Source organism: Hyphomonas sp. L-53-1-40, from assembly GCF_000682775.1.
GTDB lineage: Bacteria > Pseudomonadota > Alphaproteobacteria > Caulobacterales > Hyphomonadaceae > Hyphomonas.
Map to the genome: position 1 here is coordinate 409,283 of NZ_AWFI01000001.1, position 23,526 is coordinate 432,808.

Here is a 23,526-nt window from a genome sequence, read left to right on the forward strand (position 1 = left end):
ATCGAATACTTTTGTTTCGATATCGAAATGAAAGCATTTGGTAGGAATGGTTAAGAAAAACTCACCAGGACTCTTGATCCGCGACTCAACTCGCGCGATAGGTGATTCTATCGAATCACCTGGGGGTGACTGAAATGACCAAACAGAATGTCTTCAAAGGCGTAACCGATTCGCAGCAGAAGCTGATCGAGTATTGGTGTGGCTTGCGCGATTCGCACGGTCTTGTGCGGCGCGAATCAATGGATCCGGGCCAGTTCCGTGCCATGCTCGCCAGTATCTCCATTGTGGAGTTCGACCGATTCGGTACCGGGCGGTTTCGAATCGCTGGCTCCCGTCTGCGTGAGATTTTCGGTATGGAGGCCCGTGGCCGCCAGATCGAGGATGTCCTGGGCGAACATGGCGAAGCCTATTGCCTCGGTCTGGCTGCAGCGCTGGAACGTGGCGCGCCTGTTGGCGGGATGATCGAACAGGAAGATGGTCGCATGCACGCATGGACGCGTTTGCCCTTGGCCGGACCTGACGGTCAGCTGACTCAAGTACTCTGCCATGATGAACTGGTGCGCGCCCGACCAAAAAAGGGCCGTCCGGACCCGGCCGGCAAGGATATAACCGGCAACCATGATCGCGCCGCCGCCTAGGCAGGCGAAGCGAACCAGGTTCAATAAAACGCAGAAACGGCGCGGCCCGCAAGTGGGCTCTATCCCTCGAATTCCTGACGGTGGCTGCGCCGTAATCCCCAGACATTGCGGGCATTCAACTTGTTGTAATAGGAAAGTTATCCCAATTATATACCTGACAAAGCTTGCGCTGAGTCGGGAGACAGGATAACCCTCATGGCCGACAGGCCGGTGCTTTTAGAAGAGATTGAGATTACGCCAGAGATGCTTGAGGCGGGCGCATCTATTCTTGCCGAGGAGGTTGGCGGGATTTTTCCAGCAGAAGCGCGTTATTCAGATCGCGGTTTTCAGTTGTTAGCTGCGTCAGTCTATCGAGCAATGATTGAATCTCTTCGGAATACCGACCGCGCCCGCGTTTAACCGCGTGAAGGCAACCCTCAAGTTTGCTTCGGACGGCAGTGCATCTTCGAGTCAGGTCCCCCAAGTCGGAAAGAGTGAAGATGAATTTGACTCGTTCGGATTTTCCTTTAGCGGTTTCCTCTGATATTCTGCTGAGGTGGGAAGATGTAAGGCCCTGCCAAAACCGAGCGGGCTGGCCATTAAATAAGCCCCAGCTCGCATGCACTAACTTGTTTCTTGCTTTTGAAAGATTGTTGGCCTCGTCGAGTAGTCCCGGAAGCGCTGCGGCGGCTGGGTCATCCGAAAGCTCAACCAGGGCGCCTAAGATATCGATCTGCTCCCTCACACCGACACGATCGAAGATAGCTCCGCCAATATCTGCTTCCAGATTGGCGAACCCTCTGAAGAGAAACCCGCAAACAACTTCCACTTCACTCCATGCAGTCATGAAGCGACCAAGCGCAGCATTGCGCTCGTCATCAGCAAGATTGTTAGGGTCAAAAGGGATATTATTTAGTATGATACCTGCCATGACCGGCTCCAAAGAAGACAAACAGTTCAACGAAACCCTCAAGCGGATGATGGAGAAGAAGCCAAAGCCGCATGAGGAGATGAAGAAGGGCAAGGATGGGCGTTCACCCAGCGCACACCCGGATGATAGTAAAAAAGACCATGACCAACGATCATGACACAGACGCCTTCATTCAGCACTGTCGTCTCGAAGACGTTCTAGGCGCTGAATTTCGTCGCCTACTAGAGTTCGCAGTTCGCGAAGGGCTGCTATCCGAAGTGCTGCAAACGTCACCCGTTCAGTGCACGAAACTACAACACGGCCCTTCAACCATGTTTCTGATTGGTCCAGATCCGGCTGATCACTCAGCACAATCTCAACCGGACCATCCGGGCCGCCCGTCAGAAGTGCAAACGATGATACTTTAGCCGTAGCGCCCGTTCTGTCCGTCATTGCTGCCTCCTATCGTATAGAGGGGCGCGAGCCGAAGCCCGCGCCCCCAAATCAAAGCCTACTTTTTCGGCTTCTTGATGGTCTCCACCACAGTGGTATTCGGGCGGCGCTTAGCCTCCTTTACCGGGATGAACTCACCAGTCTTGGCGTCGCGGCCAATCTTTACGGTAGTCGTCTTTTTGGTAGCCATTTTTGGCTCCTTCACTTTAAAGCGAGGGGCCGTTGACTGCAGAGCGCCTTTGCGATTCAATGGAATCGCTTCACGAAAGCACACGTCGGCACGGCCCCTCAAATGGGTTTGCCGATTGCTGATTCGGGTTTGTGACGAACCCGAATCAGCGCAATCGTTTACCATACTGATGATGTTCGGATCGGGAGTCGAGTCCCTGAGGCCGACGATGCCCCCTATTTGTTCCGCGAAGCACGCCAGCGCTTAAAGCGCCTCACTCGCTGCTTATGCGAGCGCGGCTTCACCAGTCCGCCGATAGGTTAGGCGCTTGCCTGCAACCATTTTGAGAAGCGCGTTGTGGCGATCCTCATCCGTAAAGCCAAGCTTGGTGCGACGGTTATAACGGAAGTCAAACTCAGTCAGGTAGCGTTGCAGGTGGGCTTCCCCACAGTGCTGGTACACGCCGATCATGCCGCGCTTGAAGATGGAGAACACATTCTCGATTGAGTTCGAGTTCACGTCGCCACGGGCATACTCGCCAGCGGAGTGATTGGTAGTCTGGTGACGGGCGAACTCTTGGCCTGTCGTCGTGTAGAGGCGAGATTCATCGGTGTGCAGGCGCGACTTGCGGTCTGCATTCTTCACGAGGATCTCACGAACGGTTTTCTTGGTGGCCACGTTCACATGAAAGGTGCGGGTCTGGCCGCCGCGCTCGATAAGGCCAACGATAACGCGCTTCTGTGCGCCGCCTGATTTACCGGACTTGGTGTAAGGCGTTCTGCGGTTGGGCGACTTGTAAGGCACGTCACGCTTGCCGTGGTACATTTCGTCAGCCTCGATCACCTTGCCTTTGCCACCCAGAGGGCCGGACGTGCCATCCTCTTTCATGGCTTCGCGGATGCGATGGAACATGAACCACGCAGTCTTGTAGGTAACGCCAATCGTGCGGTGCAACTGGTGGGCTGACATGCCCTTCTTGGAGGAGGTCAGCAGGTAGGTTGCCAGAAGCCACTTATGAAGCGGAACCTTGGAGCGCTCGAAGACGGTGCCGACCGTGACCGTGAATTGCTTGCGGCAGGCATTGCACTGGTACAGGCCCTTACGCTCCTTGCCTTCCGGGTGCGCGGCAGACGGGCGGGATCGAGCGCCCTTGATGGCCGTGACGTGCTTATCCCCCACGCATCCGCAGTGTGGGCAGACCGCGCCATCAGGCCAGCGCTGGGCTTCCAGATGCTCTCTGGCGGCGTCTTCGGATTGAAAAATTGGGGAATTTAGATTGGTCATGACTGGCTCCGTTGAGAAATATGTATGATTTCAACGATGCTTTGTCAAGTATATAATTAGGAAAGTTATCCTACATCTCAAGAAAGCGGGTAGTCTGATGCCTGTCATCACAGGAGAAAGACATGCAGGATTTCGATCCCCAGAAAGACGAGGACAGGGCCTATCTCGCCGCTGCGCTGACGGCATACGCGCTGGGCCTGAAGACCGAGGCGATCCTCAGCCGCCAGCGCCGTTCGCCCGCAGAAGCCCGTGGTCGCCAGATTGCCATGTATCTGTTGCGCACGGCGCTGGGTATGAGCCTCAGCCGCGTGGCCCGCGCCTTCAATCGCGATCGCACCACGGTCGCTTATGGCTGCAACCTCATCGAGGATTGCCGCGATGATCCGGATTTCGATGTCTGGATCGAGCAATTGGCCGTCGGCCTGTCGAGCGTCGTCGTGCTCGACGGTGCTGCGATGGCGGTCTAGGGAATGGCGATGCGGCGGGTCCTGACCGAGTATCGGTTGCGGACGGTGCTGACGCATGGTGGCATGGTTGCGCCAGTGCGGCAGATATATTTGGCCTATCGCGGTCCGGACACTCGACGACAAGTCGCCGGTTGGGTGTCGCCGCACATCGTCGCGCGGTTGAAGGCGGACGCGTGCCTTCGGGCGCAGGTCGCGTTTCCGGACAGATTGGCCGCCGGGCCGACGCTGATGCTTGAGTTGGATTCGCGTGCAACCTCCCGGCCGTCAGACTGGCTGAATGTGCGCGCGGATTGTCGACATGGATTGATGGTTGAGTTGGTTGCCGACACGCATGCGCCGGAAGTGATCCGACAAAGTGCGGCGGCGGGGCGCTACCGGGATGAGTTCATTCGCGCCAGCCAACCGGCTTCCGCTCGCGCACGCCCGGTCTTCGACAAATCCACACACCAGCGCGCGTCGGATCGTTTGGCCGAGCTGGAAACAGAGATGGGTGTGCTGGCCATGCGACAGCTGGAGGATTTGCTGATCGACCGGGCAACTGTCACAGCGCTGACGGCGCGGTGGCGCATGAAAGCCGAACATGTGAAACAGGTTGCGCAGGAGGCGCTTGCCCGATTGGCCGTGGCCTACGAGCTTTCGCGAGTGGTCGACAGCCCGGCCTGAGCATCATGGCGAATACGTTCCAGCATGGAGGCGAGGCCGTTCGAGCGTTGAGCCGTGAGCGCGCCGCTGACGCCGATCTCGTCCAGCAGGGCCTTGGCGTCAAATCCGTTGATTTCTTCCAGCTGCGCGCCGGAATAGAGCCGGACCAGCAAGGCGATCAGACCGGATACGATCATCGCGTCGGATTCTGCCCGCACCTTCATGCGACCGTCCTCAAGATCGGTTACCATCCAGACCTGTGACGCACAGCCACGCACCCGCGTCTCTTCGGTGCGCTCTTCCGGCCCTAGCGCGGGGTTCGCCTTACCCAGATCAATGATGTGCGCATAGCGCGCTTCCCAATCGTCGAGCCAGGAAAACTCTTCGCGGATTTCATCAGCAGTTTCAGCAATGGTCATGACCGCCAGATGGGGCATCTTCTCTAAAAAAGAAACCCCCGGTACCGATTGTGGTGCCGGGGGCGAGAGAGAGACTTGTTTGCTGGGGCTTATTGGTAGACGCCGCCAATGCATTGTCCGACGTCGGCGAGCGCGTGCTCCCCAATGCAGAACGGAACTTCATATTGCTGGTTCGCTGCAGCAACACATTGCTGCAGGTTCAGGTTTGCCATGTTCAGGCAACCGCGGGTTTCGCGCTCAGCCATGGCGGAGTTTACCTGGCTGGACGAGGCGGCCGTCTGGCCGAGGATGCGGTAGGCGGCAAGCGTGGCGATCTGGTCGGCCACAGGCTCCTTGCCGTACTGCACACGCTTTTTCTTGGACAGGCCAAGGCCGCTGGTGACGGCGGCCGGGAAGCGAATTGCGTCAGCTGCGCCGGAGACGTTGTCCCACAGTGATGGCGCGCCCGAGCGTCCGGCACCGGCCAGGATGCTGTCTATGTCAGAGGCCGAGAAGGCGGAGATCAGCTGGCCGCGGGCGGGCGTGCCGACCGTCTGGATGCTGTTCAGTCGTGTCGCTTTTGCGCCGGAGTTTCCGATCTTGGCTTTCGCCCAGCCGGAGCCTTGCAGGCTGTAGGCTTGTTCTTTCACATAGGCCGCCGTGGCGCTGAGGCGCTGGCTGTCGGCTTCTGTTGCGGCGAGCGATGAGCTGACCGCATTGTCGCCGCCACTGAGCTGGCGTGCATAGCGCACATCATTCTTCAGGCCGGTCAGCAGCGCGTCGTTGCCGTAGAAACTTGCAATGTCGCGAACAGCGGCCCGGTATTCAGGGTCCTGTGAGGCGATCAAGGCGGAATAGGAGATCCACCCCTTCGACAATTGGTCGGGATTGTGCCCGCCCAGAGAGTTCAGGGCGTGGTCGATGTCTTTGGCGGAGGCGAAAGGCTTCTCTTTCACATCCGTTACATCGGACTGGTATGTCCCATATACGGCGGCCGATTCCGAAATCGGGTCGCCTGACTGCGCTGATGCCCCCATGGCCAAGCCAAGGGCAACCACTGCAGTACCGATCATTCTGATGGATTTCATGTGCTACTTCTCCCTCACGCGTCACGCGACAGTGTTGCATGAACTTCCCCCCATGGGGAACCTCACCTTGCCTGCTGCACACATTACAAATACAGCAAAGTATGCGTGACACAGGCAGAATGCCTAAGGAATCTCACCGGGGTGTTAACGACTTGCCCGAACTGATGCGAAAGAGATTACAGTTCATCCATCTTGTCTGGCTCGTCCTGACAGTGGCACTGGGGATCTCAGCGTTAATAGGCGGGCTTGCCGATAACGCGCTCCTGGCCGGACTCGGCCTCGCTGCGCTTCCGGGCGTGGTGGGGGCAGCGCTGTTGCATTCCAAAATACGCGCTGAGGATCTCATCGGGCCATTTCTGGTGATCGGTTGGACACTGTTGGCCATGCTCGGTATCGCCTCGACCGGTGCGGCCTTGTCGCCTTTGACCATATTGTTTGCCATCGCACCGCTGACGGCGATGAATCTGGGTAAGCCCGGCATGGCGGCCTCGGCAAGGGTCACCTCGTGAGAGAGATCGATGCGCTGGACGGCCTCATGGGACGGCTGGCAGCGTATCAGGTGCCGGCCATGTTGCTGGCTTTTGCAGGTCTGGTCATGATCGGATTGCTGGCTTGGACGTTCCTGAAGGCTCGCGAGGAAGAAGCTGCAATGCCAGCAGAGACGACGACGGAGATGGTGACAATCCGACAGGATGTGGGCCTGCCGGAAGAGTCCGGCCTGTTGCTGCTGGATGTGTCTGAGTTTGGTCGTATCCGAACGCTCAGCGGCGACTTGTTGGGCCTGGACAATGTGAGGGCAGGCGGCTTGCTCGCAAATCTGCTGCAGGATGAGAACGAAGTCAGCCTGCTGAAGCCCGCCAATGGCCGCACGCATGGCGAAGTAACTCTGAGCAATGGCCGCGAGGCTGCGTTTGTTGCCGAGGCGCATGAGGCCGGTGCGGTGCTGGTGCTGCGGGACCTGACTGAGGCGCGGGCGATGACGCTGGATACACGTGCCAGACTGGAAGAGGCTGAAGCGCGCCTGAAAGGTCGGACGGCCTTTTTCGCGTCCCTTGGCCATGAACTGAAAACCCCGCTCAATGCCATTCTTGGCTATGCCGACATGATGCGGGCCGGCATTCGCGGCCCGATGCCTGAGCCCTACAAGGACTATCCAGAAATCATTCATGAGAGCGGACAGGACCTGCTCTTGCTGGTCGATGATATTCTGGACCTCGCGAAGGCCGAGGCCGACCGTCAGCGGCTGGAGTGCGCAATCCATCCTGAGACAGCTCGACAACCAGGCTGAACGTGCTGGCGTCAAACTGAAACTGAAGGCAACCAGCGAGGTCTGGGCCGAAGCTGATGCGCGCGCCGTGCGACAGATCTGGCAGAACCTCGTTTCCAATGCGATCAAGTATTCCTCTTCCGGCGGCACGGTCACGCTGGATGCGCGCGACGAAGGAAATGCGACCGTGCTGAGCGTCACCGACAAGGGCGCAGGTATGTCATCGGAAGATGTACGCCGTGTGCTTGAGCCATTCTCTCAAGGCAGCAATTCCAAAGGTCGTCAGGGCACCGGGCTGGGTCTTGCCGTGGTGAATTCCTTCGCCCAGTTGCATGGCGGTCAGGTCGTGATCGACTCCGCGCCCGGCAAGGGCACCAAGGTCGAAGTGAGCCTGCCACGCGCCAACCCGGCCGACATCCAGCCAATGGAAGATGCCGCGCAATAAGCTAACCGCTTTCCGGATTGGCCTGAACGCGTCTATGGAGTTTCCCATCCGCAATAACCGGGCAGGCGGCCCTTAACAGGATTTCGGACCATGATGATGGAAAGATTGCCCACGAAGCTCTGGGTTGAAGCGCTGGTCCGGCGGGCACAGGTTGCGGGCGCCGCAGCATTTGTTCTGCAAAAGGGCGACGCCGAACGTGGTGATGTTCTGATCAAGGTCGCGCGTCTGGATGGCACTGCGGCTGTCTATGTGCCCAGCATGAATATGGAGGGCGAACGCATCTTTATTGACCTGCGTGTGCAGGGGATCGGGCCTGAGGAAGCGACTGTGGACGCCCATGTGCGCAAGGCGCAGGATCGCGACCCCGATCTTTGGGCTATCGAGATCGAGGACCGGGACGGCAGGCACTTCCTGACCGAGCATGTGGACAGTCCCGAATAGGCGCTGACCAAGGCCGCAGATTCACAGAACTCTTTAACCGGCAGTAGGTCTTTATTAACCGTGAGAGGGCAGCTTCGGCCTGAATTCTAGTTGGGGCGCGCCAAGTCATGCTGTTTCTGATAAATGATCAGATCACCGAGATCGAAATACCCGAGATGCACCTTGCCAAACGGTGGCAGTCGCTTGGCTGCGGAGACCCTTACGGCATGCGGGCACGCGAAGCGCTGAATTTCGCCAGCCGGGTCGTTGGCGAGCATCTGAAAGAGCACATTCCCCTCGAAGACTCCCTCCTGCAGGATCTTGGGTCCCTGATCATCGCCAAGACCGGCGCCAATGCTGTGCTTTTCCCGATTTTCGGGGACGTTGTCGGCGAACCTCGCCTGACCATTTTGCCAGAAACCATCCTGGAATCCCTGCGGGACCGGCACCATCGCGAGGGAAAAGCCCCCGACGTGCGAGAGATCTGGCCGAACGCAGCCTGATACTGGTGCTTCATTCGGCGGTTCAAATGGGCTAGGGCCTCTGCCCAGCACGAAAGAGCCCAGATCACATGTCCCATGAACAGGAAGCCGCCCGCCGGCGCACCTTTGCCATCATCTCCCACCCGGACGCCGGTAAGACGACGCTGACGGAGAATCTGCTGCTTGCTGGCGGTGCCATCCGCGCCGCCGGTGAAGTTGCTGCGCGTGGGCAGGCTCGCCGCACGACGTCGGACTGGATGAAGATCGAGCGGGATCGCGGCATCTCGGTCTCTGCCTCGGTCATGACGTTTGAGTTCGACGGTCTGGTATTCAATCTGCTCGATACGCCAGGCCACGAAGACTTCTCCGAAGATACTTACCGCACGCTCACCGCGGCCGACTGTGCCGTGATGGTGCTGGATGCCGCAAAGGGCATCGAGCCACAGACGCTGAAACTGTTCGAAGTGTGCCGCCTGCGCGACATTCCCATCGTGACCTTCATCAACAAGATGGACCGCGAAGCACAGGATCCGATCGCCTTGCTGGACGAAATCCAGGACAAGCTGCAGCTGGATACCGCACCCCTCTATTGGCCCGCGGCCAGTGGCCAGCGTTTCTCAGGCATGATGGACCTCCAGAAGCAGGAATTCTGCGTCTTTGAACGCAAACCCGGAGAAGCGCCCCGCATTGGCGCAGCTGAGCGAATCCAGGGCGATGATGCCACCCTGAAGGGGGCGTTGGATGAAAGCGTCTTTGACGAGCTTAGCGAAGGCGCAGAAATGGCGACGACCCTGTTGCCGGAATTTGACATTGAAGCCTTTCTCGGCGGACACATGACGCCGGTCGTGTTCGGTTCGGCGCTGCGCCATTTCGGCGTTTTGGAATTGCTGCGTACACTGCATTCCTATGCGCCCGCGCCGCGTGATCAGAAGGCCGAGAAAAAAGGTGAGTCCGTGATGATCCATGCGGGCGACAAGCCGGTCTCCGGCTTTGTCTTCAAGATTCAGGCGAACATGGATCCGAACCATCGTGACCGGGTGGCTTTCTTGCGACTGTGCTCCGGCGAGTTCAAGCGTGGCATGCGCCTGAAGACGACAGCTGGCAAACAGTTGAACATCCACAATCCAATGATGTTCCTGGCCCAAGACCGCGAGATTGCGGAGACGGCTTATGCGGGCGATGTCATTGGTGTGCCGAACCACGGCCAACTACGTGTTGGTGACAGCCTCTCTGAGAGCGGAGATATTCAGTTTGGTGGCATTCCGAACTTTGCGCCCGAACTGCTCCGCCGCGCGCGGGTGAAAGACCCGATGAAAGCCAAGCATTTGCGCAAGGCACTCGAAAGCCTTGCCGAAGAAGGGGTGACCCAACTCTTCAAGCCGGCCATCGGTTCTGACATGATTGTCGGCGCGGTTGGCCAGCTACAGTTTGAGGTGATGACGGAGCGAGTAGCAGCAGAATACAATCTCGAAGTCGTCTTCGAGCCTGCACCCTACAATGTCGCACGCTGGATGAGTTCAGATGACGACAAGAAGCTTGAAGACTTTCTGGACAGGAACAAGTCCGCCAGCGGAACAGATTTGGATGGCGCGCCGGTCTATCTGGCAAAGAATGCCTGGGATGTGGGCTATGCTCAGGAAAAGAACCCGGACATTCGCTTCACGGCCACCAAGGAACGTCTGGTCTAGGCTGGGTCGGTCGCGACCAGAGGTTCCGGCTTGTCACTCGGTGGCGAGGCGAGGTTTGATCCGCCTTGCAATTCTTCCTGAACTTCAAGCACGGGCTGATGGCGATCTTCATGCTGGGAAGACAGACCTGACGTGGCGAGCGGATTGTGCTCTACCTTACCTGCGCCGCGTTTAAGCTCACAGCGCGACGCGCCTTCATCGAGTGCTTCTATGTAGCTCCAGGCAAGACAGGCAGGCCGCGTATTGCAGAGCTGTTGGCAGTCATCGACGGTCGCGGTGTTTGTAAATTCATACGTCGCGCCAAAGCGGTATATGCCAGATTGCTGCCCCGGAGCGGCCTGTATCGCTTCAGCCGATGCCGACTCTGCCTCAAGACTATCGGCCATGACAGGCAGGCTGAAACAGGCGGCGAGCAAAAGGGCTGGAAAAAGGCGCATTTCGAAGGACTCCCTCAATCATCGGCGAATCCTAGGCAGCCTGTCTTAAGGAAAGGTTGTTCAGGCACCTGACAGGCTTTCGCGCTTTTCCTCGATCTCTAGCCATTCCATTTCGATCATGTCGAGTTCGTCGCGTGCTGATCCGATTCTGGCAGATGCCTTCGCGAAGGCGTCTGGGTCTCGCGTGTAGAGTTCTGGATCGCCCATCTTGGCTTCGAGGATCTTGATCTCCGCCTGGAGTTTCGGGATCAGATCATTGATCTCTTTCTGGCGATGCTCATCCTTGTAGGACAATTTCTTCTGAGGTTTCGGACGGGATGACGTCTCAGTTTTGCTCTTTTCGGATTTCTGGGCGGTCTCGTCCTGTTGGCGAAAATGTTTCAGTTGGTCCTGCGCATCGGTCCAACCGCCGGCAGTGACCACCCATCTGCCATCGCCCACAGGGCAGAGGCAGCTCGTCACGGTGGCATCCAGGAAGGCCCGGTCGTGGCTGACCAGGATCAGCGTGCCGTCATAGGAGAGCAGCATATCCTCCAGCAATTCCAGCGTCTGCATGTCGAGATCATTGGTGGGTTCATCCATCACCATCAAATTCGATGATTTGGCGAGGCCAATCGCAAGGGCGAGCCGGTTGCGTTCACCGCCGGAGAGGGCGCCGACGGGCTGGCGCAGTTGTTCCGGTTTGAACAGGAAGTCCTTGGCATAGGCGGCAACATGGCGCTGGTTGCCCTGAACCATGATCGAGTCGCCGCCAGCGGGGGCCAGTGCTTCCCAGACGGTATCTTTCGGATTCAGCGTGTCGCGTGTCTGGTCCTGATAGGTCACTTCCAGCGTCTTGGACTGGCGCACACTGCCCGCATCGGGTTCGATTTCGCCCAGCAGCAGGCGTACCAGCGTTGTCTTGCCCGCGCCGTTAGGGCCGATGATGCCGATCCGGTCGCCGCGCAGGATGCGCAGGGAAAGGTCTTCAGCAATCATGAGCGGGCCGTTCGGCGTATCGAAGGTCTTCGACAGATCCTTGGCCTCGATCACCTTCTTGCTCATTGAATCACCGCTGGAGACTGACAGGTCGGCCGTATTCTTGCGGTCCTGTAGCGCGCCACGCATTTCGGCATGCTGCACGCGCATCTGTTTCAGTCGGGCGAGGCGGCCTTGGTTGCGCTTGCGGCGCCCGGTCACGCCGCGTGCCAGCCAATGATGCTCGTCTTTCAGCTGTGTCGTCATGCGGCGAAGCTGACGTTCCTCTTCCTGTTCGACCTGTTCGGCCCATTCATCGAACTTGGAATAGCCTTCCGGGCTTTTCAGTACCTTGCCCTGACGCAGCCAGAGTGTGTTGGTCGAGACATTCTCCAGGAAACGTCGGTCGTGGCTGACCAGAAGGACGACGCCATGGAAGCCCTTGAGGCGACGCTCCAGCGTTTCGATCATGGGCACATCGAGATGGTTGGTCGGCTCATCCAGCAACAGGACATCAGGCTCGCGCGCAAATGCTTTGGCAAGGGCCGCGCGGCGCTGTTGTCCTCCCGACAGGGTGGTTGGGTCTGCCGCGCCATCAACGCCGAATTCCATCAGTTCCGCTTCGGCCATGTAGCTGGCCTCAAGGCCTTCCGATACATAGTCCAGAACCGTCTCGAACCCTGCCAGACTGGGTTCTTGGGAAACAATGGCATAGGTGATGCCAGGCTGACGCCAGACGTCTCCGCTGTCGGATTCGACACTTTCGGAGATAATTTTCATCAATGTCGACTTGCCGGCGCCATTTCGCCCGACCAAAGCGACTCGTTCGCCCTTGGATAGGGAGAAGCTGACCCCCGTAAACAGGGGCTTGCCCCCAAAGGTGAGGCGAAGGTCGTTCAGGGTGATCAATGGGGGCTGTGCCATAGGCGCGATGTAGCGTGTGCTACAGGTTCGCGCTAGGGGGCGCATGCGGTGTCTGGGCACACCGGGCCGCAGAATTTTGGGCCAGAACCGACGCGCGAAAACGCTATTGGGCAAGTTTGAATCTAGGCTTCGAGCGAGCCGGGAGGTACGCCATGCGCCCGCGAAATTCTACCTTCCGTATGCGTTGCGTGATCCGAAATGCAGACGATTGCAGTGAATCCGGTCCGCGTTCAGGTAGCGTTCATTGCGAAACTTTCATCTCTTTCCCCGTTGCCTCAGCACCGGCGTTTTAATCGCTAGGCTGACGGATGACGAAGTGTTGGGGGGATACATGACAATACAACTGTTCCTCCAGCTTTATCTTGGTGCACGTTAATTCGAGAACGAATTATGCGTGTTGAATAGGGGACAAATTATGTCAAAGAAAATTCTCATCGCTACCGTTGCTGTTGCCACGCTTGTAGGCGCCGCATCTGCTGCTGAATCCAGCGATTATCCGCCGGCATCCGATCCGGGTACATGCTATGCGCGGGTCCTGATTCCTGAGCAGATCAATGTTCAGACAGAGCAGGTTGTGGACCGTCCGGAGAGCACCGAAATCAAGCTGGTTCCTGCAACTTATGAAACCGTGACCGAGCAGGTCCTGGTCAAGGAGGAGACCAAGAATATCCGCGTCATTCCGGCCACATACGAGACAGTGACCGAACAAGTTCTCGTGGCACCTGAGCGCGTCGAGACGACCGTCGTTCCGGCAGAATATGAAACCTATACAGAACAGGTTCTCATCCGCGAAGCTTACACGACCTGGAAGCCTGGCAATGGCTTGTATGGTCGCGCGACGGACGCATCGGCGTCATCCAATGGTGTGTCCACCGGCGAATTGCTGTGCCGTGTCGAAGTGCCAGCCGAGTACGAAACCGTGACGCGCACACGTCTCCTTTCGCCAGAGCGCACGGAGACCCGCACCATTCCGTCCACCTACGAAACCGTGACCAAGGAAGTCGTGGTTGAAGAAGCACAAGTGGTAGAAGAGATCGTGCCGGCTGTCTACAATACTGTGACTGTCGAGAAACTGGTCACGCCAGCCAGCGAGGAAACCCTCGTTGTTCCCGCCACATACAAGGCGATCGACAAGCGCGTCGTCAGCGGCGGTGGCGCTCTGGAGTGGCGTGAAGTCCTCTGTGATACGAACGCTACCTCGTCCAAGATCCGCAGCGTTCAGCAGGCGCTCTCCGATGCGGGCTATTCGAACCCGGTCGATGGCGAATTCGGCCCGGCCACGCTTACCGCAATGGAATCCTACCAGCGGTCCAACAATTTGCCGGTTGGCTACCTGACCATCTCTACGGTCGAGTCGCTGGGTCTGACCAAGAACTAGGCCCCTGACCCCGGCGACTTGCCCCGCGCGTCTTCGGACGTGCGGGGTTTTTCATGCACCAAGCCGTGTAAGGTCGTCTTCATCCAGCACGCGCCACTCGCCTTCCGGAAGACTGCCAAGCTCCAGCGCGCCAAAGCCGGCGCGGTGTAGAGCCTCTACGTGATTGCCTGCGGCAGCAAACATGCGGCGGACCTGATGGTATCGGCCTTCCGTAATGGTCAGGCGAGCCGAGCGCTCGCCGGTGACTTCGAGACGCGCTGGCAATAGAGGTTTTTCTTCACCTCGCAACATTAGCGTGCCGCTGGCAAACAGGTCGGCCTCATGACCCTCCAGCGGGCGCGCCAGAGCTGCCTCATAGGTTTTCTCGGTTGCTGATTTTGGTGAGATCAGTTTGTGAAGCAGTTTACCATCATCCGTGAACAGCAAAAGTCCTGTCGTATCTGCATCCAGTCGCCCGATCGTTGAGAGGGGCGGGCTGCGTTGGAGGAAGCGTGATGGCAGCAATTCATAGACCAGTCGGCCCTGGTCCGCCCGCGAGCAGGTAAAGCCCGCCGGCTTGTTCATTATCAGCACCATGCCGGGCGCCGGGTCGAGCGGTTCGCCGTTGAAGCGAAGATCGTTGCCTGTGCCGGTCACGCGGCCCGCGCGGATCGCGGCCTCCATCTCCTTGCGGCTGCCATATCCGAGGTTAGCCAGGTATTTCGCCAGCTGACGGTCCTGTTTCATCGCTTCCGTTTCGGCTTCTCTGCGCGGAGAATCTTGTAGCCGCCTGAGTCTTCCAGCATTTCGAACGTCTTGAAGCATTCGCCAAGAACTTCCTCATACGGCAGATGGCGATTGGCAACCAGCCAGAGTTGCCCGCTACCGCGTAGCGCCTTTGCCGCAGAACGTATGAAATCCTGACCCAGCGATGCGGCATCGGCGCGGCCAACATGGAAGGGTGGATTCATCACGATGAAATCGTACAGTGTGCTGCCACCTTCTTTGGTCGCATCAGCCCATTTCATGTCCCAGTTCTCAAAGCCGGAGAGTGTTTGCGCGATACAGGGTAGGGCGCGATTTTCAGCTTCCAGCAGGGTCATGTGCTCGACGTGACGGCAATGCTGGAGGATCTCGCGGGAAAGGAATCCCTGGCCTGCGCCAAAATCTGCGCCGCGTCCGCGAATGTTTTCCGGTACGCTGTCCGCAAGCAGTTCAGACCCCGCATCAATCCGGTTCCACGAGAACAGGCCGGGGCGGCTCCACACACCGGCTTCCATTTCCAGCGGGGCATCGCGTGCGATCCATTCTTCCATCAGGTCTTTGTTGATCTGTGAGCTGTTCTTGACCGTCCAGAAGGCGCGACATTTGTTCTTTGACAGCGCCTCTGTCTCGCCAGCGATCTCGCGCAGCAGTTTCTCAATCGTCTTCGACCCGAGCGTGTTGGGCAGGCAGGCGAGGATCACACCGCCCTCGGGCGCATCACGCAGCGCGCGAGCAAAAAGGGCGCGCGTCTCATCCTTCTGGCGCGGTGGCAAGAGCAGGGTGAGCTGGCTCGCCGGGAATGTTTCGGTTTCAGGTGGCAGGACATCAAACCCGGCCGCTTTCAACGCTTCATGATCGGGTTTGAAACTGTTCTGGCAGACAAGGCGCTCTTTCGGGAGGCGCGCGAGGTGCGGCGACAGCTCTGCGCGCAGGAACAGGATCGGCCCCTCATCGGGCAAGGTTACGGCCCCCTCATCAAGGGCCAGCATCAGGGTTTCGTAGACAGGGGTATCAAACATGCGCGGTCTTTAATGGGTTTGTCCGGCGCGGGAAAGTCCCGGCCATCATACCGCACTACTGGCGGATGATCCGCACGCCATTGCTGGTTCCGCTGCGCGAGCTGGACGCTGTACCAAACGCCTGTGCCATGCCGCGATAGAACGTCACGCGTTCTTCGGCGGCTTCGCTCATTTCGATGCCTGCTTCTGCGCCAAGCAGGGGCTCTGGCGGCATACCCGCATGCGCAATTTCCATGATATCCGACCAGAGATCGGCCGGCAGGCCTGGGGCTGTCATCATCATTGCCGACCCAAACGCCACCGACATATGCGTTGGTAAACCCGATGAACCAGGCATCGCGCCAGTCCTGGCTGGTGCCGGTCTTGCCGGCGACCATCCAGTTGCCAAACCGCGCACGGCGGCCGGTACCAAACCTGGCATTGACGACACGGGCGAGCATGCCGTTCATTTCCTTGGCGAGTTCATGATCATAGACCCGGTCGCGATTATAATCGGGACGCGTGTAGAGCACATCGCCGCGCGAATTTTCGATTTTCTCGATCAGCCACGGATCCATGCGCAGCCCGCCCGACTGGAACGTGCCAAATGCGCGGGTGATTTCCCACAGGGAGACTTCCTGGCTGCCCAGCGCAATGGAGGGGAAGGGCTGCAGCGGCGTCGTGATGCCAAAGCGACGCGCAATATTGATGACGCTTTCTTCGCTGGCTTCCTGCGTCAGTTCAGCGGCAATCGTATTGGTTGAGCGCGCCATGGCCTCGCTCAATGTCATGGGCCCCAGGAAGCCGCCGCCATAGTTTTCGGGTTGCCATTTGCCAATGGCGAGCGGGGCATCCTCGAATACGTCATAGGGTGAATAACCATTCTCCAGCGCCGCGGCATAGACAAAGGGCTTGAAACTGGAACCCGGCTGACGCTTGGCTTGCGTCACACGGTTGAATTCTGACTCTGTGAAATCGCGCCCGCCGACCAGCGCCACAACGCGACCCTCGCGGTCGATAACGAGGGCAGAGGCCTGGCTCGCATTTGCGTCCTTGCCATCTTTCTCCATGCGCGCGTCCAGCTTTGCGCGTATCTTGTCCTGCATCTCGATATCGAGCGACAGGGTCACCACCATATCACCCGGCGGCCGCGGCAGCATAAGCTTCACCCGGTCGGCAACCGTGTCCATCACATAGCCAAGTTGGGGATCATAGGCGGGCGCGTCGATGATGGTGATGTCTGTCTCAATGGCGTCGGTCACTTCATCGGCCGTGATAAAGCCAAGATCGGCCATTTGTTCCAGAACATAGAGCTGGCGTGACTTGGCGCCTTCCAGGTTCTCCCGCAAGTTCAGCTTCGACGGTGCTTTTGGCAGCGCAGCCAGAATGGCGGCTTCCGGTATGGACAAGTCTTCCGGTGGCTTGCCGAAATAGTAGCGCGAGGCCGCATCGATCCCATACAGACCCGCGCCGAAATAGACTCGGTTCAGATAGAGCGTGAGAATTTCGTCCTTGCCGAGCTTCTTTTCGAGTTCGCGCGCCAGTTTCATTTCCTGCGCTTTGCGGGACATGGTCTGACGGCTGTCCAGAACAAGATTCTTGATGAGCTGTTGGGTGATCGTGGACGCACCGGACACGGTCTCCCCGGCGCGCATGTTCGACCAGGCTGCACGTGCGATGGCGGCATCGTCTGCCCCATCATGTTCGTAGAAGCGCTTGTCTTCGGCGGCGATGAAGGCTTGCGGCACATGCGGGGGCAGGCGGTTGATGTCAGTCGCGCGGCCATAGCGCGGCCCACGCACGTCCAGTGTGTTGCCATCGCGGTCAACGAATTCGATCGCGGCTTCACGCTTGGCGTCCCACAGCTCAGCGACCGGCGGCAGGCTCGGCATGCCGAAATAGAGCGAGCGCCACTTCCAGAAAGCCCACCCAGCGCCAACCAGCATCACGACAAGGATGAACAGCATCAGGTAGCGGCCCGCACGTGTGCCGAGAAAGCCAAAGCGTGACCGCGGCACCTTAATCGCCCGCGTTCCGCCCGCCTTGGCCGCCTTTTTGGGCGTGTTGCGTGGTGTTTTCGCCATGTTTTCCAGATACCTGAATTCGGGTTTCCAGCAAGCTAAATGCCGAAGGAATTGGGCGAGGTGAAGGCACCGCTTGCAGCGCGCGCCCTGCCGCGAGGTCACGCCTTACAATAGGGGCTATTCCTGAGTGATATGGGATCAACAAGCTGGTTCAATGAAGTCAGCAAGATCAGGGCTAGACAAAAAGGCCCGGCACTCCGGAGGAAATCATGCCCACATCGCCCGCCGCCATGCCCGCAGATCATTTTGACGTGCTGATCATAGGCGCAGGGATTTCGGGCGTCGGCGCAGCATGGCACATGCAACACCAGAGCCCGGACAAGAGTTTCTGCGTGCTTGAAGCCCAGGGCGGCTTCGGTGGTACATGGCGCACGCATACCTATCCCGGTATCCGCTCAGACAGTGACCTCTACACGTTCGGCTACCGTTTCAAGCCGTGGACCGGTGCGCCCATCGCGGCGGCGCAAGAGATCATGACGTATATGGGCGAAGTGATCGAGGAGAACGGTCTGGATCGCCACATCCGGTATAATCACCGGATCATCGGTGCCGACTGGTCATCCCGTGACAAGCTCTGGATGGTAACCGCCAAGCGCGAAGATACGGGCGACACGCAGACTTTCACCGCAAACTTTCTCTGGATGTGCCAAGGCTACTACAATCATCAGAAGGGCTACACGCCTGAATGGGACGGCATGGAGGATTTCCGGGGGCAGATCATTCACCCCCAGACCTGGCCAGAAGATGTCGATCTCAAAGGCAAGAAAGTTATCTGTATCGGTTCCGGCGCCACGGCAGCGACAATCGTGCCTGCCATCGCCGAGGATTGCGAACATGTCACGCTATTGCAGCGCTCGCCGACCTATTTCACGCCCGGCCGCAATGTGAATGAGCTGGCGGATGCCCTGCGCGAGCAAAATGTTGATCCGGCATGGATCCACCAGATCATCCGCCGCCGGGTCCTGTTTGATCAGACGAAGTTCATGAACCTGGCTGAGGAACAGCCGGATCTTGTGCGAGCCGAGTTGCTCAAGGGTGTGCGCGAATTCCTTGGGCCTCACTACCCGATCGATCCGCACTTCACGCCACACTATCGCCCGTGGCAACAGCGCATCGCCTTTGTGCCCGATGGTGACCTGTTCCAGGGCATCGCAAGCGGCAAGGCCAGCGTCGTCACCGATCATATCGATCACTTCACTGAAAAGGGCATCCTGCTGAAATCGGGCGAAGAGCTTGAGGCTGACATCATCATCACGGCGACGGGCTTCAACCTGTCGGTGTTGGGAGACATCCCGTTTTCCAAAGATGGAGCGCCCATCGATTTCAGCCAGACGGTTACCTATCGCGGTATGATGTTCACCGGCGTGCCCAACATGGCATGGGTGTTTGGCTATTTCCGCGCCAGCTGGACGTTGCGTGTAGATCTTATGGGGGATTTTATCAGCCGCATGCTGAAGCATATGGATGATATCGGTGCAAAGGAAGTGCGTGTCGAATTGCGCGAGGAAGACAAGGGGATGGATATCCTGCCCTGGATGGATACGGACAATTTCAATCCTGGCTACATGATGCGCTCGCTTCACATGATGCCCAAGCGAGGCTCGCATGACATCTGGCAACACTCGCAGGACTACTGGCGCGAGAAAGACGAGATGCCGCTCATAGATCTGGACGGCGAGGAGTTTGTCTATGATGGGATTGCGGCGCGCGCCAAATCAAAGGATGATGCGCTCGTCTGAGTTTGGTCTGGCCAAGCCCGATATCACCGTCTAGCGTTTCCTCTCATACATAAGGGAGGGACGCATGATGCGCCGAATACTGATTTCCGCAACGCTGCTGATGACCACTGGACTGGTCGCGCACGGGCAAGAGGCGAAACCGACAATGGGGCTGGAAACAGCTGGCACGATTGTCAAAGCCTGTCTCGACCATGCCGAAGCACAGGCCGAGTCCGTCGCGATCGCGGTCTATGACCAGCATGGCAACTTGCGTGCCTTTGCGCGCATGGACGATGCCAGCGCAGGTGTGTCTGACATTGCCATGTGGAAGGGCAAGTCAGCTGGTAAATATGGATACGCCACCGCTATGAGCGCCGATTGGGGCCCGGGCCCGGGAGACGTTGCCAACTGGCGTGGCGGGCTACCGATCCATCTGGAAGGCGGTGAACTGATCGGCGGCGTTGGTGTGTCCGGTGCGCCATCGGTGTTCGATGAAGAATGTGGCAATGTCGGCATAGCTGCGGCCGGCCTCCCAATGGCAGACATCATGGAAGTGAACGCCGAGGACTAGGGACAGCCAATGGCATGGGCCAGAATGTTTCGGTGCACTTCGCTCGTACCGGAATAGATCGTCGCGGCGCGCGTGGAGAGATATTTCGCCTGCGCGAACTGGCTGTTCGGTGACAGGTCGAGCCCGACTTTGGTGATGGCCTGATGCAATTCCGTCGCGAGCAGTTTCAGGACCGACGATGTCGCCGCGGCGCTGATGGGTATCTCGCCGTCGGCGGCGCGCGCCTCAAGGGCTTCGAAGGCATCAACTCTCATGGCCAGTTCCAGCAACTGCTGTGATGACGCGTTTCCAGCCACCCCGCGCGCTGCTGCTCGCAAGGCCCGTCTCAGCAGGCCGGTCGTTGTGTTGTTGGAGCGGGCAATCGCCATCAAGGCTTTTGCTGCCGGCCAGCCCTCATCGATCTCGCCCACCCGATCAGCGACTGGAGTGCGGACATCGTCGAAGAAAACTTCATTTGTCTCTTGTTCGCCGCTAATGAATTCGATCGGACGTATACGGATTCCGGGTCGATTCATTTCCACCAATAGGAAGACAAGTCCACCACGGCCTGTGCTGCCCGGCTTGCATCGCGCCAACAGGAACATGTGGGTGGCGTATTGGGCAAAGCTCGTCCAGACCTTGGTGCCGTTCAACACAAATTCCTCACCGTCACGGGTCGCACGCAGGGCAAGCGCGCTCAAGTCTGACCCGGCTTGGGGCTCGGAAAAGCCTTGGCACCATTCGTGCTCGCCATTCAGGATGGCGGGCAGGTAGTGCGCTTTCTGTTCGTCCGAGCCTTCGGCAATGATCAGCGGGCCAATCGTGCGTACACCGGAATTCATAACAATGGGCGCATCGCGGGCCGCTGAGGCATTTTCGAAATAGAGCCGTTGTTCGGCGCTCCAGCCTGCGCCGCCATATTCAACAGGCCATGAGGGAGCAAACCAGCCCCGCGCGTTTAGCCGCTTGCGCCAAGCCTCGCAGGCCCAGCGCGGCGATTTCAGCCCGGTGGTTTCCCGACCGGCTGCGCGCAGTTCCTCGGTCAGTTCAGCGTCGAGAAAGGCATCCACCTCGGCGCGGAAGGCGGCGTCGGCCTGACCTTCCACAAGGTCGGGAGCTGGAAAATTTCCGTCCATGTCGCTCTCCTGTGTTTCGAGCGTATGGCCAGTGTCTGGGGCAGCGGCGCAGGCCGCAATCAGGGGAAATACGGGGTGCGGCACGTGCGCCGCCATTGAATGAACCTTGTAGGGCCCGGTGTTCCCCGGCTAGGACTGGACAAAAGGGAGCGCGACATGGGTATCAGGACAACACTATTGGCATCATCAATTCTCGGCCTGTTGGCGGTCGGCTGTGCAAAGCCGGTGGCTGAGACGGCGCCCGTCGTCGCGGCCACGCCAGAAGTTGTGTCCACCGCCGCGCCGTTACCAGCCTTGACCGGGACAGAAGCGTTCAAAGTGTTCGTTTCAGGAACTGAGATTGGCCACCTGAATGTCGACCATTCCGACGGGGTGACCAAGGTGGACTATGAGTATCGCAACAATGGTCGCGGCCCGACCATTCTTGAGACGGTGACGCTGGACTCATCCGGCCTGCCGATGGGGTGGGATATTGCTGGCGCAACGACGTTTGGGAACAAGGTAGAGGAGTCCTTCACACAGGATGGCCTTGAGGCGAGGTGGACAGATGCGACCGGCAGCGATTCCCGCACGCTCGATTCGGCGACGCTCTACGTGGCCCAGAATGCCAGCCCTTACGCCCTTTGGCTTTATGCCCGGATCCTGATGGCGGATGCCGATCAATCCGTTGGTGTTTTGCCTGGCGGTACACTTCGGCTTGAAAAGATGGAGGACCTGACCGTCGCCGGGCCGGAAGGAGATGTGGCGATCAGCGCCTATGCGCTGTCCGGGATCGAGTTGAACCCGACTTACATTCTGATGGATTCGAGTGATGCGTTTGTGGGCGTTATTTCGCCGCGCTTTGCCATCTTGCGGGACAGTCTGGAAGCGCATGATGAAATGCTGCGCGCCCGGTCGGTCGAGTATTCCGCCAAGCGGTTTGAGAATATCCAGGCTGAAACGGCGCACAATTACGACGCGCCCGTCCGCATTTCGGATGTCCGCGTGTTCGATCCGGAGACACGGGCCCTGACGTATCCGGTCTCGGTCATGTTCGAAGGCAATCGGATCCGGTCGATCGACGCCCCGGATACGCACCATGAAGGCGAAGTGCTGATTGATGGAGATGGCGGCACGCTGGTGGCGGGCCTTTATGAAATGCACGGGCATCTCGGTCAGAATAGCGCGCTGCTCAACATCGCTGCGGGGGTGACGTCCGTCCGGGACATGGGCAACAACAACGACGTGCTCAGTGAGTTGAATGAAAACATACAGTCCGGGCGTCTCGCCGGTCCGCGTATCATCCGCAGCGGGTTCATCGAAGGAAAGAGCCCGTTCAGCTCCAACAATGGGACTCTCGTATCGAGTGAGGAGGAGGCGCTCGAAGCCGTTCGCAAGTATGGCGGTGGAGAATTCCATCAGATCAAGATCTACAATTCCATGAAAGGCGAATGGGTGCCGGCCATGGTTGCAGAAGCACGACGCCTCGGCTTGAAAGTGGCCGGGCATGTGCCGGCCTTCTCCAATGCCGACCAGATGATTGCTGCGGGTTATGACGAGATGACCCATATCAATCAGGTCATGCTGGGCTGGGTGCTGGATGAGGGAGAAGACACACGCACCTTGCTGCGCCTGACCGCGTTGAAGCGTCTCCCATCCTTGGAGATCAGTGATCCAAAGGTACAGGCAACGATCAATGCCATGGCGGAGCATGAAACCGCGATTGATCCGACCCTCGCCATCCATGAAGCTCTGCTCAGGTCTCGCAATGGCCAGCTCCGGGCGGGTGTGGTCGACTATATCGATCACATGCCGGTTGGCGAGCAGCGCTCGGCCAAGACAGCATGGGCCGATATTTCCTCTCCCGAGGATGACGCGGCCTACTGGCAGGCTTTCGACAAGATCATTGCAACGGTCACCGCAATGCATGAGGCGGGCATACTGCTCGTTCCGGGAACGGATATGGGCGGATCCTTCGTCTATCACCGCGAGCTTGAGCTTTATCAGCAGGTCGGCATGACAGCGCCTGAAATCCTCGCCTGGGCCAGCCATGGTATGGCCGAATATGTGGGGCAGTCGGACGAGCTTGGGTCTATCGCGCCCGGCAAACTGGCCGATTTCTTTCTTGTTCCAGGTGACCCGACAGCGGACCTGAAAGCGATCAAGACCATCTCCATGGTTGTGAAGGATGGCACGGTCTATTTCCCGAGCGAAATATATCCTTCATTTGGAATCGAGCCCTTCGCAGCGGCGCCGACTTTGACCGAGTAGGCGGGGGATTCCCCTTGCGC

At 58.6% G+C, this 23,526-nt stretch carries 26 protein-coding genes; 14 read left to right on the forward strand and 12 right to left on the reverse strand.

What is annotated here, in order from left to right; translation table 11 throughout:
• Nucleotides 1-134: 134 nt before the first annotated feature.
• Nucleotides 135-638, forward strand: a complete 504-nt coding sequence (locus tag L53_RS01995) for a PAS domain-containing protein (protein WP_034811060.1) — start codon at nucleotides 135-137, stop codon at nucleotides 636-638.
• Between the two features lie 262 nt (nucleotides 639-900).
• Here the strand turns inward: L53_RS01995 and L53_RS02000 are convergent, their stop codons facing one another.
• On the reverse strand, nucleotides 901-1,548 hold the full coding sequence (locus L53_RS02000) for a hypothetical protein (RefSeq protein ID WP_034811061.1): 648 nt from the start codon (nucleotides 1,546-1,548) through the stop codon (nucleotides 901-903).
• Here L53_RS02000 and L53_RS16930 point away from each other — a divergent pair.
• On the forward strand, nucleotides 1,547-1,705 hold the full coding sequence (locus L53_RS16930; RefSeq protein ID WP_156947784.1) for a hypothetical protein: 159 nt from the start codon (nucleotides 1,547-1,549) through the stop codon (nucleotides 1,703-1,705). The genes L53_RS02000 and L53_RS16930 overlap by 2 nt on opposite strands.
• Nucleotides 1,706-1,716: 11 nt before the next feature.
• Here L53_RS16930 and L53_RS16935 read toward each other — a convergent pair whose 3' ends face one another.
• The 3 genes from L53_RS16935 to L53_RS02005 all read right to left on the reverse strand — a co-directional run bounded on the left by L53_RS16935 (nucleotide 1,717) and on the right by L53_RS02005 (nucleotide 3,433).
• Complete coding sequence (locus tag L53_RS16935; protein ID WP_156947785.1) at nucleotides 1,717-1,980, reverse strand: hypothetical protein; 264 nt, start codon at nucleotides 1,978-1,980, stop codon at nucleotides 1,717-1,719.
• A gap of 58 nt (nucleotides 1,981-2,038) precedes the next feature.
• Nucleotides 2,039-2,170 (reverse strand): hypothetical protein, encoded by a 132-nt coding sequence (locus L53_RS17500; RefSeq protein ID WP_255341989.1) that lies wholly within the window; start codon nucleotides 2,168-2,170, stop codon nucleotides 2,039-2,041.
• Between the two features lie 264 nt (nucleotides 2,171-2,434).
• A complete protein-coding gene (locus tag L53_RS02005) occupies nucleotides 2,435-3,433 on the reverse strand; it encodes an IS1595 family transposase (protein WP_034811063.1) in 999 nt (332 codons plus the stop codon).
• Between the two features lie 122 nt (nucleotides 3,434-3,555).
• Here L53_RS02005 and L53_RS02010 point away from each other — a divergent pair, with 122 nt between their 5' ends.
• Nucleotides 3,556-3,900: a helix-turn-helix domain-containing protein gene (locus tag L53_RS02010; RefSeq protein WP_051607459.1), complete on the forward strand. Its 345-nt coding sequence runs from the start codon at nucleotides 3,556-3,558 to the stop codon at nucleotides 3,898-3,900.
• 3 nt (nucleotides 3,901-3,903) lie between these two features.
• Complete coding sequence (locus tag L53_RS02015) at nucleotides 3,904-4,563, forward strand: hypothetical protein (RefSeq protein ID WP_034811065.1); 660 nt, start codon at nucleotides 3,904-3,906, stop codon at nucleotides 4,561-4,563.
• Here L53_RS02015 and L53_RS02020 read toward each other — a convergent pair.
• Together L53_RS02020 and L53_RS02025 are read right to left on the reverse strand one after the other, a co-directional pair.
• The gene (locus L53_RS02020; protein ID WP_233347484.1) at nucleotides 4,527-4,979 is read right to left on the reverse strand and encodes a SufE family protein; all 453 of its coding nucleotides are present in this window, start codon (nucleotides 4,977-4,979) and stop codon (nucleotides 4,527-4,529) included. The genes L53_RS02015 and L53_RS02020 overlap by 37 nt on opposite strands.
• Nucleotides 4,980-5,050: 71 nt before the next feature.
• Nucleotides 5,051-6,028: a hypothetical protein gene (locus tag L53_RS02025; protein WP_034811067.1), complete on the reverse strand. Its 978-nt coding sequence runs from the start codon at nucleotides 6,026-6,028 to the stop codon at nucleotides 5,051-5,053.
• A 119-nt stretch (nucleotides 6,029-6,147) separates the two neighbouring features.
• Between L53_RS02025 and L53_RS02030 the strand changes: the two genes are divergently transcribed.
• From L53_RS02030 to L53_RS02050, 6 genes are all read left to right on the forward strand, one after another.
• On the forward strand, nucleotides 6,148-6,537 hold the full coding sequence (locus L53_RS02030) for a hypothetical protein (protein WP_034811069.1): 390 nt from the start codon (nucleotides 6,148-6,150) through the stop codon (nucleotides 6,535-6,537).
• Complete coding sequence (locus tag L53_RS16120; protein WP_051607460.1) at nucleotides 6,534-7,316, forward strand: histidine kinase dimerization/phospho-acceptor domain-containing protein; 783 nt, start codon at nucleotides 6,534-6,536, stop codon at nucleotides 7,314-7,316. The genes L53_RS02030 and L53_RS16120 overlap by 4 nt, the downstream gene beginning before the upstream one ends.
• A 67-nt stretch (nucleotides 7,317-7,383) precedes the next feature.
• Nucleotides 7,384-7,740 (forward strand): HAMP domain-containing sensor histidine kinase, encoded by a 357-nt coding sequence (locus tag L53_RS16125; RefSeq protein WP_198019714.1) that lies wholly within the window; start codon nucleotides 7,384-7,386, stop codon nucleotides 7,738-7,740.
• A gap of 90 nt (nucleotides 7,741-7,830) precedes the next feature.
• Nucleotides 7,831-8,181 carry a DUF1491 family protein gene (locus tag L53_RS02040; protein ID WP_233347485.1) on the forward strand — a complete coding sequence of 117 codons (351 nt, stop codon included), beginning with the start codon at nucleotides 7,831-7,833 and terminating at the stop codon, nucleotides 8,179-8,181.
• Nucleotides 8,182-8,288: 107 nt separating this feature from the next.
• A complete protein-coding gene (locus tag L53_RS02045; protein WP_034811071.1) occupies nucleotides 8,289-8,663 on the forward strand; it encodes a hypothetical protein in 375 nt (124 codons plus the stop codon).
• Between the two features lie 68 nt (nucleotides 8,664-8,731).
• Complete coding sequence (locus L53_RS02050; RefSeq protein ID WP_034811078.1) at nucleotides 8,732-10,330, forward strand: peptide chain release factor 3; 1,599 nt, start codon at nucleotides 8,732-8,734, stop codon at nucleotides 10,328-10,330.
• Here L53_RS02050 and L53_RS02055 read toward each other — a convergent pair.
• The gene (locus L53_RS02055; RefSeq protein ID WP_034811081.1) at nucleotides 10,327-10,767 is read right to left on the reverse strand and encodes a PAN domain-containing protein; all 441 of its coding nucleotides are present in this window, start codon (nucleotides 10,765-10,767) and stop codon (nucleotides 10,327-10,329) included. The two genes, L53_RS02050 and L53_RS02055, sit on opposite strands and share 4 nt — an antisense overlap.
• A 60-nt stretch (nucleotides 10,768-10,827) precedes the next feature.
• Nucleotides 10,828-12,657, reverse strand: a complete 1,830-nt coding sequence (locus L53_RS02060) for an ABC-F family ATP-binding cassette domain-containing protein (RefSeq protein WP_034811933.1) — start codon at nucleotides 12,655-12,657, stop codon at nucleotides 10,828-10,830.
• A 406-nt stretch (nucleotides 12,658-13,063) separates the two neighbouring features.
• Here L53_RS02060 and L53_RS02065 point away from each other — a divergent pair, with 406 nt between their 5' ends.
• A complete protein-coding gene (locus tag L53_RS02065; protein WP_233347487.1) occupies nucleotides 13,064-14,026 on the forward strand; it encodes a peptidoglycan-binding protein in 963 nt (320 codons plus the stop codon).
• 51 nt (nucleotides 14,027-14,077) lie between these two features.
• Here L53_RS02065 and L53_RS02070 read toward each other — a convergent pair whose 3' ends face one another.
• From L53_RS02070 to L53_RS02080, 3 genes are read right to left on the reverse strand one after another with little or no spacing between them, the layout of a single operon-like run.
• Nucleotides 14,078-14,752, reverse strand: coding sequence for a pseudouridine synthase (locus tag L53_RS02070; protein WP_034811083.1), 675 nt, complete (start codon nucleotides 14,750-14,752; stop codon nucleotides 14,078-14,080).
• Nucleotides 14,749-15,789, reverse strand: coding sequence for a class I SAM-dependent methyltransferase (locus L53_RS02075; protein WP_034811085.1), 1,041 nt, complete (start codon nucleotides 15,787-15,789; stop codon nucleotides 14,749-14,751). The genes L53_RS02070 and L53_RS02075 overlap by 4 nt, the downstream gene beginning before the upstream one ends.
• A complete protein-coding gene (locus tag L53_RS02080; protein ID WP_051607462.1) occupies nucleotides 15,759-17,852 on the reverse strand; it encodes a transglycosylase domain-containing protein in 2,094 nt (697 codons plus the stop codon). The genes L53_RS02075 and L53_RS02080 overlap by 31 nt, the downstream gene beginning before the upstream one ends.
• 209 nt (nucleotides 17,853-18,061) lie before the next feature.
• Here L53_RS02080 and L53_RS02085 point away from each other — a divergent pair, with 209 nt between their 5' ends.
• Entirely contained in the window at nucleotides 18,062-19,591 is a 1,530-nt protein-coding gene (locus tag L53_RS02085) for an NAD(P)/FAD-dependent oxidoreductase (protein ID WP_034811087.1), read from the forward strand.
• A 64-nt stretch (nucleotides 19,592-19,655) separates the two neighbouring features.
• A complete protein-coding gene (locus L53_RS16130) occupies nucleotides 19,656-20,141 on the forward strand; it encodes a heme-binding protein (RefSeq protein ID WP_051607463.1) in 486 nt (161 codons plus the stop codon).
• Here the strand turns inward: L53_RS16130 and L53_RS02095 are convergent.
• Nucleotides 20,138-21,352 carry an acyl-CoA dehydrogenase family protein gene (locus L53_RS02095; protein WP_084332976.1) on the reverse strand — a complete coding sequence of 405 codons (1,215 nt, stop codon included), beginning with the start codon at nucleotides 21,350-21,352 and terminating at the stop codon, nucleotides 20,138-20,140. The two genes, L53_RS16130 and L53_RS02095, sit on opposite strands and share 4 nt — an antisense overlap.
• Before the next feature lie 60 nt (nucleotides 21,353-21,412).
• Between L53_RS02095 and L53_RS02100 the strand changes: the two genes are divergently transcribed.
• Nucleotides 21,413-23,506 carry an amidohydrolase family protein gene (locus L53_RS02100; protein WP_084332978.1) on the forward strand — a complete coding sequence of 698 codons (2,094 nt, stop codon included), beginning with the start codon at nucleotides 21,413-21,415 and terminating at the stop codon, nucleotides 23,504-23,506.
• Nucleotides 23,507-23,526: the final 20 nt, after the last annotated feature.